Source organism: Pseudomonas sp. dw_612 (assembly GCF_018449725.1).
Taxonomy (GTDB): domain Bacteria; phylum Pseudomonadota; class Gammaproteobacteria; order Pseudomonadales; family Pseudomonadaceae; genus Aquipseudomonas.
Window position 1 is genome coordinate 301,424 of sequence record NZ_JAAVVC010000002.1, and the last position, 14,268, is coordinate 315,691.

The 14,268-nt window shown below is 61.0% G+C and carries 12 protein-coding genes and 1 pseudogene; 8 read left to right on the top strand and 5 right to left on the bottom strand.

Features of this window, described 5'->3' with window-relative positions; all coding sequences use genetic code 11:
* The first annotated feature begins 368 nt into the window (after positions 1 to 368).
* Both HB680_RS04555 and HB680_RS32670 read left to right on the top strand, forming a co-directional pair.
* Positions 369 to 1,844, top strand: a complete 1,476-nt coding sequence (locus tag HB680_RS04555; protein WP_123507415.1) for an inorganic phosphate transporter — start codon at positions 369 to 371, stop codon at positions 1,842 to 1,844.
* Between the two features lie 64 nt (positions 1,845 to 1,908).
* A pseudogene (locus HB680_RS32670) lies at positions 1,909 to 2,022 on the top strand (metal ABC transporter ATP-binding protein); the annotation flags it as partial.
* 91 nt (positions 2,023 to 2,113) lie between these two features.
* Here HB680_RS32670 and ccoM read toward each other — a convergent pair.
* The gene (gene ccoM / locus HB680_RS33020; protein WP_054046898.1) at positions 2,114 to 2,227 is read right to left on the bottom strand and encodes a cytochrome c oxidase subunit CcoM; all 114 of its coding nucleotides are present in this window, start codon (positions 2,225 to 2,227) and stop codon (positions 2,114 to 2,116) included.
* 144 nt (positions 2,228 to 2,371) lie between these two features.
* On the bottom strand, positions 2,372 to 2,533 hold the full coding sequence (locus tag HB680_RS04560) for a hypothetical protein (RefSeq protein ID WP_008016476.1): 162 nt from the start codon (positions 2,531 to 2,533) through the stop codon (positions 2,372 to 2,374).
* Positions 2,534 to 2,700: 167 nt separating this feature from the next.
* Between HB680_RS04560 and HB680_RS04565 the strand changes: the two genes are divergently transcribed.
* From HB680_RS04565 to HB680_RS04575, 3 genes are all read left to right on the top strand, one after another.
* Positions 2,701 to 3,573, top strand: coding sequence for a LysR substrate-binding domain-containing protein (locus tag HB680_RS04565; RefSeq protein WP_213937424.1), 873 nt, complete (start codon positions 2,701 to 2,703; stop codon positions 3,571 to 3,573).
* An 88-nt stretch (positions 3,574 to 3,661) separates the two neighbouring features.
* Positions 3,662 to 4,132: a RidA family protein gene (locus HB680_RS04570; protein WP_213937425.1), complete on the top strand. Its 471-nt coding sequence runs from the start codon at positions 3,662 to 3,664 to the stop codon at positions 4,130 to 4,132.
* A complete protein-coding gene (locus tag HB680_RS04575) occupies positions 4,129 to 5,319 on the top strand; it encodes an aminotransferase class V-fold PLP-dependent enzyme (protein ID WP_213937426.1) in 1,191 nt (396 codons plus the stop codon). The genes HB680_RS04570 and HB680_RS04575 overlap by 4 nt, the downstream gene beginning before the upstream one ends.
* A 45-nt stretch (positions 5,320 to 5,364) precedes the next feature.
* Here HB680_RS04575 and HB680_RS04580 read toward each other — a convergent pair whose 3' ends face one another.
* Positions 5,365 to 5,706 carry an aspartate-semialdehyde dehydrogenase gene (locus tag HB680_RS04580; protein WP_213937427.1) on the bottom strand — a complete coding sequence of 114 codons (342 nt, stop codon included), beginning with the start codon at positions 5,704 to 5,706 and terminating at the stop codon, positions 5,365 to 5,367.
* A gap of 240 nt (positions 5,707 to 5,946) precedes the next feature.
* On the opposite strand from HB680_RS04580, the gene rapA reads away from it, so the two are divergent.
* Positions 5,947 to 8,793 carry an RNA polymerase-associated protein RapA gene (gene rapA, locus HB680_RS04585; protein ID WP_213937428.1) on the top strand — a complete coding sequence of 949 codons (2,847 nt, stop codon included), beginning with the start codon at positions 5,947 to 5,949 and terminating at the stop codon, positions 8,791 to 8,793.
* 168 nt (positions 8,794 to 8,961) lie between these two features.
* On the opposite strand, the gene HB680_RS04590 is transcribed toward rapA, so the two are convergent.
* A complete protein-coding gene (locus HB680_RS04590) occupies positions 8,962 to 10,311 on the bottom strand; it encodes an MFS transporter (RefSeq protein WP_213937429.1) in 1,350 nt (449 codons plus the stop codon).
* A gap of 371 nt (positions 10,312 to 10,682) precedes the next feature.
* Here HB680_RS04590 and HB680_RS04595 point away from each other — a divergent pair, with 371 nt between their 5' ends.
* Both HB680_RS04595 and HB680_RS04600 read left to right on the top strand, forming a co-directional pair.
* Positions 10,683 to 11,036, top strand: coding sequence for a YkgJ family cysteine cluster protein (locus HB680_RS04595; RefSeq protein ID WP_213937430.1), 354 nt, complete (start codon positions 10,683 to 10,685; stop codon positions 11,034 to 11,036).
* A 147-nt stretch (positions 11,037 to 11,183) separates the two neighbouring features.
* On the top strand, positions 11,184 to 13,466 hold the full coding sequence (locus HB680_RS04600) for a bifunctional diguanylate cyclase/phosphodiesterase (RefSeq protein ID WP_213937431.1): 2,283 nt from the start codon (positions 11,184 to 11,186) through the stop codon (positions 13,464 to 13,466).
* Here the strand turns inward: HB680_RS04600 and HB680_RS04605 are convergent.
* Complete coding sequence (locus tag HB680_RS04605; RefSeq protein ID WP_213937432.1) at positions 13,357 to 14,253, bottom strand: NAD(P)-dependent oxidoreductase; 897 nt, start codon at positions 14,251 to 14,253, stop codon at positions 13,357 to 13,359. The genes HB680_RS04600 and HB680_RS04605 overlap by 110 nt on opposite strands.
* Positions 14,254 to 14,268: the final 15 nt, after the last annotated feature.

A 14,268-nucleotide genomic window follows, 5' to 3' on the forward strand; every position in this document is an offset into this window, starting at 1 on the left:
GCCTGAATCCTTAAAGGGTCTGCGTCTGCATCCGCTAAAAGCGCGGTGTATCGACCATGCCTTTCGCGCCCGCTACAAGCGGGCAGCGGCCACCTCACCCACCGGATGAGGCAAATGGCGCATGTCCGACCCTCTTCTCAGATATTTCACACAAGTGTTTTCGCCTCTCGCGCCCTCGAGCGAAATCCTTGTGGTCGCTCGCTTTTCAAAGAAAATCAATAAGTTGCAAAACCCAGTAAAAACCTGGGGCTTAGGGCTTTGCTACAAACTAATTCGTTGAAGAATGTTACCGATGAGCAGCTAGTGCATCGATTTCCAGTCTTTTCTGGCATAATCGCGCCCCCTTACGACCGGGTCAGAAAACCTTCATGATCGATTTATTCAGCGGACTGGATGCTTGGGTGCTTGTGAGCCTCTTGCTCGCCCTGGCCTTTGTCCTCGCCTTCGAGTTCATCAACGGCTTTCATGACACTGCAAACGCGGTGGCCACTGTTATCTACACCAAAGCCATGCCGCCTCACCTGGCGGTGTTCTTTTCCGGTGTGTTCAACTTCCTCGGCGTTCTGCTGGGCGGTGTGGGCGTGGCGTATGCCATCGTTCATTTGCTGCCGGTAGAGCTGCTGATCAATGTGAACACCGGACACGGACTGGCCATGGTGTTCTCGTTGCTCGCCGCCGCCATCACCTGGAACCTGGGCACCTGGTACTTCGGTATCCCCGCCTCCAGTTCCCACACGCTGATCGGTTCGATCCTCGGTGTCGGCCTGGCCAACGCCCTGATCAACGACATTCCGTTGGCCGATGGCGTGAACTGGCAGAAGGCGATCGATATCGGCGCGTCCCTGGTGTTCTCGCCGATGGCCGGCTTCATCGTGGCCGCGCTGGTGTTGATCGGCCTTAAATGGTGGCGCCCGCTGTCGAAGATGCACAAGACCCCGGACCAACGCCGCAAGCTCGACGACAAGAAGCACCCGCCGTTCTGGAACCGCCTGGTGCTGGTGATTTCGGCCATGGCCGTGAGCTTCGTGCACGGTTCCAACGACGGTCAGAAAGGTATCGGCCTGATCATGCTGGTGTTGATCGGTATCGTGCCGGCGCAGTTCGTTCTCGACCTGAGCAGCACCACTTACCAGATCGAACGCACCCGCGACGCGACCCTGCACTTGAGCCAGTTCTACAAGCGCAATGCCGACACACTGGGCGAGTTCCTGGCCCTGGGCAAAAGCGTGGAAGGCGATCTGCCGGAGAAATTCCGTTGCAACCCGCAACAGACCGAACCGACCATCAGCGCCCTGCTCGACACCCTCAAGGGTGTAGCCGACTACCATTCATTGCCGGCGGAAAGCCGTATCGAAGTGCGTCGCTACCTGCTCTGCCTGGACGACACTGCGAAGAAAGTCAGCAAATTGCCAACCCTGGCCGCCCGTGAAAAGGCTGACCTGGACAAGCTGCGCAAAGACTTGACCACCACCACCGAATACGCCCCGTTCTGGGTGATCCTGGCGGTTGCACTGGCCCTGGGCCTGGGCACCATGGTGGGCTGGAAACGCGTAGTCCTGACCATCGGCGAGAAGATCGGCAAGCAAGGCATGACCTACGCACAAGGCATGTCGGCGCAGATCACCACCGCGTGCATGATCGGCCTGGCCAACATCTTCAGCCTGCCGGTGTCCACGACCCACGTCCTGTCCTCGGGCGTGGCCGGCACCATGGTCGCCAACAAAAGCGGCCTGCAAGGTGGCACGGTCAAAACCATCCTGCTGGCCTGGGTCCTGACCCTGCCCGCCACCGTGGCCCTGTCGGCTGGCCTGTTCTGGCTGGCGTCGAAGGCGCTGGGTAGCTGATCCATCGCTGCAACGAAAAAGGCGCGCCTCGTAAGAGTCGCGCCTTTTTCATACCTGCTGATTTATCCCCAACATTGCATATCCCCCTGTGGGAGCGGGCTTGCTCGCGAAGGCGTCGTGTCAGTCCCCATTAATATTGCCTGACACACCGCTTTCGCGAGCAAGCCCGCTCCCACAGGATTTCGGTGTGACGCCTAAAAATCGTGGGCGAAAAAAAGGGCAACCGAAGTTGCCCAAAATGCCTTGCGTGCTCATTGCTCTGGAAAGAACTACGGTTTGCGCTTGTGCGAATCCTTCCAGATGAAATATCCAAACCCTGCGAAAAACAGAACCATGAGGCCGACTGTCAGCACTCCGGCGATCACCACGTTGTCGAAAAACATGACTGGCCTCCTGCACTTGCCCTGTTGCGATGGGGCTAAGTTAACCAATCAGGCAGGAGAGAAAATTGACCGGGATCAATGTCGCCCGCGACGGGGCGTAAAGGAGGGGAAATAACTGACCTGCATCAATCGATGCAGGGGGGTTCAACGCTTTTTCGGTTTGTTTTTCGGCTTTTTCTTCGCTTTACCCAACGGCATGGCCTGTTCGAAGGCCTGGCGCACTTCGTTCAGGCGCTTGTCGTTGAGGTCATGAACCCGCTTGGCGCGTTCGGCATTCAGGTCGATCAGTTTGTCGTCTTGGCTCATGGCGTTCAGTGCATCGCTGGAAAAAGTTCGGTCGGGATTGCGCCAATAATGCGGTCTGCCGCCCGCGCTGACCAGTCACCCGCGCAACGGGGCCTTAACAAAATATGTGCTCACGCCGTTTTTTCACCGCACAATCGGCGCTTTGCGACGGACCAAAGGACCCTACCGTGGAATTGCACCAGGATCTGCCGCCCTTGATGGCCCTGCGCGCCTTCGAGGCCGTGGCCCGCCATTTGAGTTTTATCAAGGCTGCTGACGAGTTGTCGGTGACCCAAAGTGCGATCAGCCATCAGGTGCAGAAACTTGAGCAATTCCTCAACCAACGGCTGTTTATCCGCCGTACCCGGGCCATCGACCTGACACCGGCCGGCGAAACGTACTACCGCAAGATCCAACCCGCACTGGAAGCCATTGCCTCGGCCACCCGCGAGTTGCGCGATCACGAACAACAGGAAACCACCCTGCGCATCGGTCTGCTCGCTTCGTTCGCCACCTTGTGGCTGGCGCCGCGACTGGCCGGTTTCAACGCGCGGCACCCGCACATTCATGTGGAGCTGCTGCCTTCGGTGCAACTGGCCGACGTCAATGGCGGCGAAGTGGACCTGGCCATTCGTTATGGCAAGGGCGGATGGCCCAAGGTGTTGGCCCGGCGCTTTATGGGGGAAACACTTACGCCCGTGTGCAGCCCGGCGTTCAAGGCGCAAGGCGTCGACAAAGGCCCCCTGTTGATGGCCAAGTCAACGCAACCTTTCGAGTGGATCGACTGGAGCGCGCTAAACGACATCGACCTCGCGCCCTACCCCAGCGTGATGCTCCACGACTACAACATCGTCGTCGAAGCCGCCGTGGCCGGCCAAGGCATCGCCATGGGCCGCCGGCGCTTGATCGAGCGCCGGCTAAAAGAAGGTGCATTGGTAGAAGCCTTCGACACCCCGCCGTTCAGCAGCGACATCGGCTATTGGCTGGTCACCCCGGATCGCCCGCCGAGCCATGCCGCCGAATGTTTCGCCCAATGGCTGGACGACATCACCGACACATGAGCCATTTGAATACGTCGGATTAAATCTATCCGTTTGTCGCACCAGCGCTGCGCCAGCATGCTGATTCCTTCATTCAGGAGGATTCACCATGACCGACTCACTCGCCCTACGTGTCCAGCAACTCGGCCTGGCCCTGCCAACCCCGAGCCAGCCGGCCGCCAACTACGTCAATCATGTGGTCAGCCAGAACCAGCTATTCATTTCCGGGCAGATCCCGTTGCTCGACGGCAAGCCAGCGTTCATCGGACGCCTGGGTGAGTCGATCAGCGACGAAGAAGGGGTCAACGCCGCCGAACTGGCGACCCTCGGCCTGTTGTCACAGCTCAGCAACGTATTGGGCGATGACCTGAGCAAACTGGTGCGCATCATCCGCCTCGGCGTGTTCATCGCCAGCGCCGGGGACTTCAAGAACCAGAGCGCGGTAGCCAACGGCGCGTCCAACCTGGTGGTCAACGCCCTCGGTGAAAAAGGTAAACATGTGCGCACGGCGGTCGGTGTTTCCAGCCTGCCCGCTGGCGTGGCGGTGGAAGTCGACGCGATATTCGAGCTGCAACCATGAACCGCGCCGAAGTGGAGCGTTTGCGGGCCGCCACACCGGGATGCGCCAGCGTGATTCACTTCAACCACGCTGGCGCCTCATTGCCGAGTCAGGCGACCCTCGACGCCATCCTTGCGCAATTGCAACGTGAAGCCCTCGGCGGCCCGATGGAGGCCGCCGATCAAACCATCCAGGCCCGCGCCCGAGCGGCGGCAGCCAGACTGCTGAACACCGTGCCCGAGGCCATTGCCTTTGCCAGCAGCGGTTCGGCGGCCTGGGGCATGGCGTTCAATGCCTTGGGACCGTGGCAAAGCGGCGACCGGATTCTGATCGGGCGTCACGAATGGGGCGGCAATCTGGCCTGCATCGCCCAGGCTGTCGGCGCCGGGGCGCAACTGGAGGTGATCCCGTGCGACGCAACGGGTGCGGTGTCGGTGACCGCGCTTCAGCAAATGATTGATCCGAAGGTGAAGCTCATCGCCCTGACCTGGCTGCCCGCGAATGGCGGCCTGATCAATCCCGCCGAAGTGATTGGCGCCGTGGCGCAACAGCACGGCATCCCTTATTTCATCGACGCCGGCCAGGCACTGGGGCAACTGCCCTGCGATGTACAGGCCTTGAACTGCGATGTGCTCAAGGGTGCCGGGCGCAAATTCCTGCGCGGGCCACGGGGCACGGCGCTGCTGTTTATCCGGCCAGGATTTATGCAGCGGCTCAAACCCACGCAACTCGATGTGCTTTCCGCCCCTTGGAACGGCGAAGGCTTTGCCGTGCGCAGCGATGCCCGGCGCTTCGAAACCAGCGAAGTGTCCGTCGCGTTACTGGCCGGGTTGGCCAATGCGCTGGAGGAATGCAACGGTTTGGGACTGGCAAGGATTCGTCAGCGAATTGATTCGCTCAGCCATGGTTTACGCGAACGCCTGATAACGATCCCCGGCCTGACGCTACACAACCTCGGCCCGGCAGATCATCAATCCGGGCTGATCGCGTTCACGCTCAAGGGTTGGGACAGTCTCGAGTTAAAGCAACGACTGGCAATAAGCGGGATCAATATCGGCGCCAATGGCGTGGCGTATACGCCGTTGGATATGCAGGCACGCGGATTGGACAGCATTGCGCGGATTGCAGTGAGTTACTTGAACACTGAGGAGGAAATCGAGGTGTTGTTGGGGTGTTTGCGGGAATTGGCCAAAGAACGCGGCGTCTGAAAAGATCGCAGCCTTCGGCAGCTCCTACGGGGGCCGAGTCGAGTTTTAGATTTGGATATCGACCCACAGCCCCTGACGCGGCTGATCGTCTATCAACGGCGCGACCGGCACGGTGTTGTCGGCATTGAGCTCGTCACCGGGGATCGCCAGGTGTTCCGCAGGATCTTCATCGGCTTCCTGGCGGCGGCGATCCTGTTCCTGGCGACGGCGTTGTTCCTCGCGCAGTTGCAGGGCGGCCTCTTCCGGGTCGCGTTTTTGCAGGTCGATCGTGCTTTCGCTGGAGCTTTCCTGCACAGGCACCACCGGCGGAATGTCCGGACGCTGGCGGATCGGGTCCTGCTGTGAGGTGATCGGCACGGCACTCAAGGGAAGCATCGGTTGCAGCATAATGTTTAATCTCCTGTCATCAGGCTGTCGGCTGCACAGGTGGCGACTTGAGCCATCGGTCGCAAAGTTGTGAACCGGCGCACGCACGCGCGACGATGTTTTATCCGACAACACACAACGCAAGCGTTCCCGAACATCGAAAAATCGCGGCCTTCACCCGCGCCGACGCGAGTTATCCTTTGGCCCTGAAGGCTCATTCCGTTAAGATAGCCCGCTTTTTCAAGGTGGGAGTCAGGCAGCATGGCGCAGCAGTATCAACCGGGGCAACGCTGGATTAGTGACAGCGAAGCCGAGCTGGGTTTGGGCACCGTTCTGGCACAGGACGGCCGCTTGTTGACCGTGCTCTATCCGGCCACTGGCGACACTCGTCAGTACGCGCTACGGAATGCGCCCCTCACACGTGTGCGGTTTTCCCCGGGCGACTCGATCACTCACTTCGAAGGCTGGAAACTGACCGTACAGGAAGTCGACGATGTCGATGGCCTGCTGGTCTACCACGGCCTCAACGCGCAGAACGAAGTGGTGACCCTGCCGGAAACCCAACTCTCGAACTTCATTCAGTTCCGTCTGGCCAGCGACCGTCTGTTCGCCGGACAGATCGACCCGCTGGCCTGGTTCTCCCTGCGTTATCACACCCTGGAACACACCAGCCGCCAGCTGCAATCTTCCCTTTGGGGCCTGGGCGGCGTACGTGCGCAGCCGATTGCGCACCAGTTGCACATTGCCCGTGAAGTCGCTGACCGTATCGCGCCGCGGGTTTTGCTGGCGGACGAAGTGGGACTGGGTAAAACCATCGAAGCCGGTCTGGTGATCCATCGCCAACTGCTGTCGGGCCGCGCCAACCGCGTACTGATCCTGGTTCCAGAGAACCTGCAGCACCAGTGGCTGGTGGAGATGCGCCGCCGCTTCAACCTGCAAGTCGCGCTGTTCGACGAAGAACGCTTTATCGAAAGCGATGCCGCCAACCCGTTCGAAGACACCCAACTCGCCCTCGTGGCGCTGGAGTGGCTGGTGGACGACGAGAAGGCCCAGGACGCGCTGTTCGCCGCCGGTTGGGACTTGATGGTGGTCGACGAAGCCCACCACTTGGTCTGGCACGAAGAAAAGGCCAGCGCGGAATACTCGCTGGTCGAACAACTGGCCGAAGTCATTCCCGGCGTGTTGCTGCTGACCGCGACCCCGGAACAACTGGGCCAGGACAGCCACTTCGCGCGTCTGCGCCTGCTCGACCCGAATCGTTTTCATGACCTGCACGCCTTCCGCGCCGAGAGCGAAAACTATCGCCCGGTGGCCGAGGCCGTTCAGGAGTTGCTGGATAAAGGTCGTCTGTCGCCGGAAGCACACAAGACCATCCACGGTTTCCTCGGCAACGAAGGCGAAGCCCTGCTGACCGCCGTCAACGATGGCGACGTCGAAGCCAGCGCCCGTCTGGTGCGCGAGCTGCTCGACCGTCACGGCACCGGCCGCGTGCTGTTCCGCAACACCCGCGCCGCCGTGCAGGGTTTCCCGGAGCGCAAACTGCACCCGTACCCGCTGCCGTGCCCGGACGAATACCTCGAACTGCCGCTGGGCGATCACGCCGAGCTGTACCCGGAAGTCAGCTTCCAGGCTCAGCCGGATGCGAACGAAGAAGAACGCTGGTGGAAATTCGACCCGCGTGTCGAGTGGCTGATCGATCAACTTAAGATGCTCAAGCGCACCAAAGTGCTGGTGATCTGCGCCCACGCCGAAACCGCGATGGACCTGGAAGACGCCCTGCGCGTGCGTTCCGGCATCCCGGCCACGGTGTTCCACGAGGGCATGAACATCCTCGAACGTGACCGCGCCGCCGCCTACTTCGCCGACGAAGAATTTGGCGCGCAAGTGCTGATCTGCTCGGAAATCGGCAGTGAAGGTCGCAACTTCCAGTTCTCGCATCACCTGGTGCTGTTCGATCTGCCGGCGCACCCGGATTTGCTGGAACAGCGCATCGGGCGTCTGGACCGGATCGGCCAGAAGCACATCATCGAACTGCACGTGCCGTACCTGGAAACCAGCCCGCAAGAGCGTCTGTTCCAGTGGTACCACGAAGCGCTGAACGCCTTCCTCAACACCTGCCCGACCGGCAACGCCTTGCAGCATCAGTTTGGCCCGCGCCTGCTGCCGCTGCTGGAAAATGCCGACGACGGCGAGTGGCAAGCGCTGATCGACGAAGCCCGCAGCGAGCGTGAACGTCTGGAAGCCGAGCTGCACACCGGCCGCGACCGTTTGCTGGAACTCAACTCCGGCGGTTCGGGCGAAGGTGATGCGCTGGTCGAGGACATTCTTGAGCAAGACGATCAGTTCGCCCTGCCGATCTACATGGAAACCCTGTTCGATGCGTTCGGTATCGACAGCGAAGACCATTCGGAAAACGCGCTGATCCTCAAGCCGAGCGAAAAAATGCTCGACGCCAGCTTCCCGCTGGGCGACGACGAAGGCGTGACCATCACTTACGACCGTAATCAGGCGCTGTCTCGCGAAGACATGCAGTTCATCACCTGGGAGCACCCGATGGTGCAGGGCGGCATGGACCTGGTGCTGTCCGGTTCGATGGGCAACACCGCCGTGGCGCTGATCAAGAACAAGGCACTGAAACCGGGCACCGTGCTGCTGGAACTGCTCTACGTCAGCGAAGTGGTCGCCCCGCGTTCGCTGCAACTGGGCCGTTACCTGCCGCCGGCCGCCCTGCGTTGCCTGCTGGATGCCAATGGCAATGACTTGTCGGGCCGGGTGTCGTTCGAAACCCTGAACGATCAACTGGAAAGCGTGCCCCGCGCCAGCGCCAACAAGTTCATCCAGGCCCAGCGCGATCAGCTGACGCCACGGATCAACGCTGGCGAAGAGAAGATCGCCCCGCGTCACGCCGAGCGTGTGGCCGAGGCGCAACGTCGCCTGGCCGCCGACACCGACGAAGAACTGGCGCGCCTGACCGCGTTGCAAGCGGTCAACCCGACCGTGCGCGACAGCGAACTGGTGGCCCTGCGCAATCAACGCGAGCAAGGTTTGGCCATGCTCGACAAGGCTGCGCTGCGACTGGAAGCGATTCGGGTGTTGGTGGCGGGTTAAGTCCCCTGCTCCACCGGTAAAACAAAGAGGCCCGCAGCGATGCGGGCCTCTTTTTTGTTTCTGTAGGTTTGCGGTGACATGGATGACGCCAAGATCTCAGCCTTCGGCAGCTCCTACATTGGAATGCGCTCCCCAGTAGGAGCTGCCGAAGGCTGCGATCTTTTGATCTTATGCCGGCACCACGTCGATCTGCGGCTCAACCACCGCCACCAGCCCCGCCTTCATCCGCTTCGCATCCCGCACAAAACACCGCGATGCCATAAACAGAAACACCATGGTGAGAAACAGCGCCACCGGGATCAAATACATCGCGTCATGCAGCCCGACAGCCTTGAACGCCTCGGTCATCTCAGCGGCGCCCGCCGCCAGCATCGCGGTGTGGGCGAAGTGATCGGACAAACCGCCCACCACCACCGGCCCCAAACCACCACCCAGCAAATACAACCCGGCAAAGAACAGCGCCATGGCCGTGGCCCGCAGGCGCGGTTCGACCACGTCCTGAATCGCCGTGTACACGCAGGTATAGAAGTTGTACGCGAACAGCCAACCCAGGCTGAACACCGCGACAAACATCCCGATGTCGATGCGCCCGGCGTGCAGCGCCCACGCCGTGCACACGGTCGAGATGATCAAACTGAACGCAGCAAACAACAGGCGCCCATTGGCCACACGTTGGTGGATCTTGTCCGCCACCCAGCCGCCCAGCGTCAGGCCGAACAGCCCGGTCACGCCGACAATCACACCGGTCGCCACCGCCGCTTCATGCAACGGCATCAGGAAATAGCGCTGCAGCATCGGCACCAGGAAGGAGTTGCAGGCATAGGTCGCAAAGTTGAAACACAGCCCCGCCAGCACCAGCCACAGGAACGTCGGCACCGCCAGCACTCGACGGATCGGCCGGTCCACGCGCTCCTGGGAGACTTGCACGCTTTCCGCCGCGCCGCGTTTCGGTTCTTTGATGAAGAACATGAAGATGGCCAGGATCAGCCCCGGCACCGCGGCGATGAAAAACGGCGCGCGCCAGCTATCGAACGCCTTGACCATCGCGCCGATGGTGAAGAACGCCAGCAACAAGCCCAACGGCAAGCCCAGCATGAAAATGCCCATCGCCCGCGCGCGGCGGTGAGCCGGGAACAGGTCGCCGATCAGCGAGTTGGCGGCAGGTGCGTAGCTGGCTTCACCGATACCGATGCCCATCCGCACAATCAGGAAACTCCAGAAACTGCCCACCAGCCCGTTTACCGCGGTGAGCCCGCTCCAGACCGCCAGGCCCCAACCCATCAATTTGGCCCGGGAACCGGTATCGGCCATCCGCCCCAGCGGCAGGCCGGCAATCGCATAAACGATGGTGAAGGCCGTACCGATGATCCCCAGCTGAAAGTCGCTGAGGTGCCATTCCATGCGGATCGGTTCGATGATGATGGCCGGGATGGTGCGATCGAAGAAGTTGAACAGGTTGGCCAGGAACAGCAGGAACAGAATGCGCCAGGCATTCGCCGCTTGGGTCGAGTTCTGCATGGGGTCCGTCTCTTTTATTGTTATGAAGGCGTCTCTGCCCCCGGAGTCTGCAATCTAGTCAGGCGCGCCAGAGCTGTCTGTAATTATTCGTAATGCTGATACCTGCCCATGGCAACCGCCCCCTCAAAACACCACAAAACCCTGTGGGAGCGGGCTTGCTCGCGAAGGCGTCGTGTCAGGCAACATCAATGCTGAATGACACACCGCTTTCGCGAGCAAGCCCGCTCCCACAAGGGGAATTGTGGTGTTTCCATCGTCCGACCAAGCGTTGAAAAATACCTGCGCGCCCCCCTTCCCAAGCCCAAGGCGAAGCCTAGAATAGCGACCTGTTCTGCCCCACCGTTGCCCCCATCCCTCTTTGACTATCGCCCATGTCCGAAGCCAGTCCGTGTCTGAATTGCGGTGCCTGCTGTTCTCATTTTCGCGTGTCTTTTTTCTGGGGTGAATGCACCTCGGCGGGAGGAACGGTGCCCGACGATCTGGTCGCGCCGATCAGCCCCAGCCGGGTCGCCATGCTCGGCACTGACTGCAAACCCACCCGCTGCATCGGGTTGGTGGGCGAGGTCGGCAGCCAGGTGCAGTGCTCGATTTATGATCAGCGCTCCAGCACCTGTCGCGAGTTCGACGCGTCCTGGGCCAATGGCGAGGCGAACGTGGATTGCGACGCGGCGCGGGCGGCATTCGGGCTGCCAGCCCTGCAACCGGAGTTCGAAATAGCCGTATAAGCACAGCCCCAGAGGTTTAGCGCCAATCGCTATCAGGCTCATATCGAAATCATTGGCGTCACCGTGCCATCACGCCTTGCGCTCTGTACATGACCTCTATACTCCAAAGCATTCGCCAGGGCTCATGGCGCAGAGACGGGGCATGCTATGGAGTGGCTTGGTTTGCAGTTCCTTACCGAGCTGCCGGAAGGTGGACAGGTCATACTCAACTGCACCCACAACCCTTTTTTGGTGCTGTTGGCCTACGTGGTGGCCTGCGCGGCCGGTTTCGCCACGCTGGACATGACCGAACGGGTCGGCCATGTGGAAAACCGCAGTTCCCAACGACTCTGGGGCTGGGTCGGTGCCGGGTGCCTGGCGGGTGGCATCTGGGCCATGCATTTCATCAGCATGCTGGCGTTCCAGGCGCCGGTCGAAATCCGCTACCAATTGCCCGTCACCCTGCTGTCGCTGATCTTCGCCCTGATCGCCTCATGGCTGGCGATGCACACCCTCAGTCATCCTCATGTGACGTTCTGGCAATACCTGCGCGCGGCGGTCTGGATCGGGCTGGGCATCGCGACCATGCATTACGTGGGCATGGCCGCCATGCATTCGATTGCGACGGCGTATTACAACCCCGTTCTGTTCGCCCTCTCCATCGTCATCGCCATTGGCGCCAGCCTCGCCGCCCTGCTGATTTCCAGTCATCTGCGTGACGGCAACGGGATGTTCCATCAACTGCTCAAATACACCGCCAGCCTGGTGCTCGGGGCGGGCATCGTCAGCATGCATTTCACCGGCATGGCGGCGCTTACCCTGGTGGTGCCCATCGGCAGCCTGCCGATGCTGCCCGGTGAAAACAATCACCTGCAACTGGGGCTGACCGTGGCGGTCATGACACTGCTGATCATCGGCAGTTGCATCAGCGCGGCACTGGCCGACAAGAAACTGCAAAACAAGGAATACGACCTGCGCCGGGTCAACACCCTGCTCAGCCAACTGGATCAAGCACGCTTGTCACTGCAACAGGTGGCGCACTACGACGCTCTGACCAACCTGATCAACCGTCGCGGCTTCAACCAGATCTTTGCCGAGAAACTGATCGAAAAGACTAACGAGGGCGGCATGCTGGCCGTGATGTTTCTCGACATCGACCACTTCAAGCGCATCAACGACAGCCTCGGCCACGACGCCGGCGACGAACTGCTCAAGGTGCTCGCCGGCCATATCAAAGGCGCGGTGCGCAGCCACGAAGACGTGGTGGCACGCTTCGGCGGCGACGAGTTCTGCATCCTCATCGGCCTGCACGACCGTGAAGAAGCCCGGCACATGGCGCAACGCATCATGTTCAAAATGAAAGAGCCGATCGAGCTGTCCGGGCGGCGCATGGTGATGACCACCAGCATCGGCATCAGCCTGTTCCCCGAAGACGGCAAGACCTGCGAAGAACTGCTGAAAAACGCTGACCTGGCGCTGTATCAGTCCAAGGGCAGCGGTCGCAACAGCCTGCATTTCTTCAGCTCGAACCTCAGAACCCGAGCCACGATGGAACTGCAACTGGAAGAAGAACTGCGCCATGCCCTGCGCGAAAACGCCGGGCTGATGCTGTATTACCAACCGATCTACGACCTCAAAAGCGGCCAGGTCACCAAGCTTGAGGCGCTGATTCGCTGGCAACACCCGATTCACGGGTTACTCACGCCGGACCGCTTCATCGCCATCGCCGAAGCCAACGGCCTGATCGCCGACCTGGACAACTGGGTGCTGCGCAAGGCCTGTGAAGACTTGGGCGAGTTGTCCCGCCACGGCTGCGAAGCATTGAAGATCGCGGTGAACTGCTCGCCGCTGAACCTGGCCCGAGAAGAACTGGCCGAGGAAATCGAAGAGGTCCTGCGCGTCACTGGCGTCGCGCCCGAGCGCCTGGAACTGGAGGTCACAGAAAACGCGTTGATGGGCAACATCGCCAACACCCTGGTGCTGTTGCGGCAGATCCGCGCCCTCGGGGTGTCGCTGTCGATCGACGACTTCGGCACCGGTTACTCATCCCTGGCCTACCTCAAGCGTCTGCCGCTGAACACGTTGAAGATCGATCGTACCTTTATCCAGGACATCCCCAAGGCCACCCCGGACATGGAGATCGTCCAGGCAATCATCGTCATGGCGCACACCCTGCATTTGCAGGTGGTCACCGAAGGCGTCGAAACCGTCGAGCAATACGAGTTCCTCGAACGCCACGGCTGCGATTTCGTCCAGGGTTACCTGCTCAGCCGCCCGGTGCCGCTGGAAGAGTTGCGTCCGGTGCTGAACGAAATCAACCAGCGCAAGCACGCGCACACGGTCAGTCCACTGAATCTGGCTCGCGGTATAGCCGGACTAACGTTGACGGGTCCTTTTCCAAAAAGCCCTGGCCCCCATGCAGGCGCATCAATTGTGCGGCCAATCCGCTGATTGGCGTGGCCGAGCCCTGTTCACGAGAGAATTTCACCGCCGTGTCCAAATCCTTGAGCAGCGTGCGCACGTGCCATTTCACCGGTTCGAAACGACTCTCGGCCATTTGCGGGGCGAGGATCTGCAAGGGCTTTGAATCGGCGAAGCCACCGGCCAGCGCTTCGGCAATAAGGCTCGCGTCGACACCGGAACGTTCGGCCAGCGCCACCACTTCGGCGATCACCAGGGCATTGCAGGCGACGATCATCTGATTGCAGGCCTTGGTCACCTGGCCGGCACCGACGGCGCCCATATGAGTGACCCGTTGGCCCAGACTCAGCAACACCGGTCGCACACGCTCAAGGTCCGCCGCTTCACCACCGACCATGATCGCCAGACTGCCCGCCTCGGCGCCGACCACCCCGCCCGACACCGGCGCATCCAGCCAACTCATGCCGGTCTGGCTGATCAACGCGGCTGCCATTTCCCGCGTGGCGGTGGGTTCCAGGCTGGAAAAATCCACCAGCAGTTGGCCACGTTTCCCACCCTCGGCAACGCCTGCCGGACCAAACACCACCTCGCGCACCACGGCCGTATCCGCCAGACACAGCATCACCACGTCTGCGTGCTGACACAGCTCGGCGGGCGTCGCCACTTGCCGCGCGCCGGCTTCCACCAAGGGTGCGCATTTGTGCGGATTGCGATTCCACACCGTCAGCGGGTAACCCGCAGCCAGCAAGCGCTGGCACATCGGCAGGCCCATCAGGCCGATCCCGGCGAATCCGAGGGAAGGTAACGCGGCCATCATTTTGCCTCCTTTTGA

Coding starts and splice junctions, on each gene's coding strand:
- HB680_RS04560 (WP_008016476.1), bottom strand. CDS start 2,533: ATGAGCCAAGACGACAAACTGATCGACCTGAATGCCGAACGCGCCAAG.
- HB680_RS04580 (WP_213937427.1), bottom strand. CDS start 5,706: ATGCTGCAACCGATGCTTCCCTTGAGTGCCGTGCCGATCACCTCACAG.
- HB680_RS04570 (WP_213937425.1), top strand. CDS start 3,662: ATGACCGACTCACTCGCCCTACGTGTCCAGCAACTCGGCCTGGCCCTG.
- HB680_RS04590 (WP_213937429.1), bottom strand. CDS start 10,311: ATGCAGAACTCGACCCAAGCGGCGAATGCCTGGCGCATTCTGTTCCTG.
- HB680_RS04595 (WP_213937430.1), top strand. CDS start 10,683: ATGTCCGAAGCCAGTCCGTGTCTGAATTGCGGTGCCTGCTGTTCTCAT.
- HB680_RS04605 (WP_213937432.1), bottom strand. CDS start 14,253: ATGATGGCCGCGTTACCTTCCCTCGGATTCGCCGGGATCGGCCTGATG.
- rapA (WP_213937428.1), top strand. CDS start 5,947: ATGGCGCAGCAGTATCAACCGGGGCAACGCTGGATTAGTGACAGCGAA.
- HB680_RS04575 (WP_213937426.1), top strand. CDS start 4,129: ATGAACCGCGCCGAAGTGGAGCGTTTGCGGGCCGCCACACCGGGATGC.
- HB680_RS04555 (WP_123507415.1), top strand. CDS start 369: ATGATCGATTTATTCAGCGGACTGGATGCTTGGGTGCTTGTGAGCCTC.
- HB680_RS04600 (WP_213937431.1), top strand. CDS start 11,184: ATGGAGTGGCTTGGTTTGCAGTTCCTTACCGAGCTGCCGGAAGGTGGA.
- ccoM (WP_054046898.1), bottom strand. CDS start 2,227: ATGTTTTTCGACAACGTGGTGATCGCCGGAGTGCTGACAGTCGGCCTC.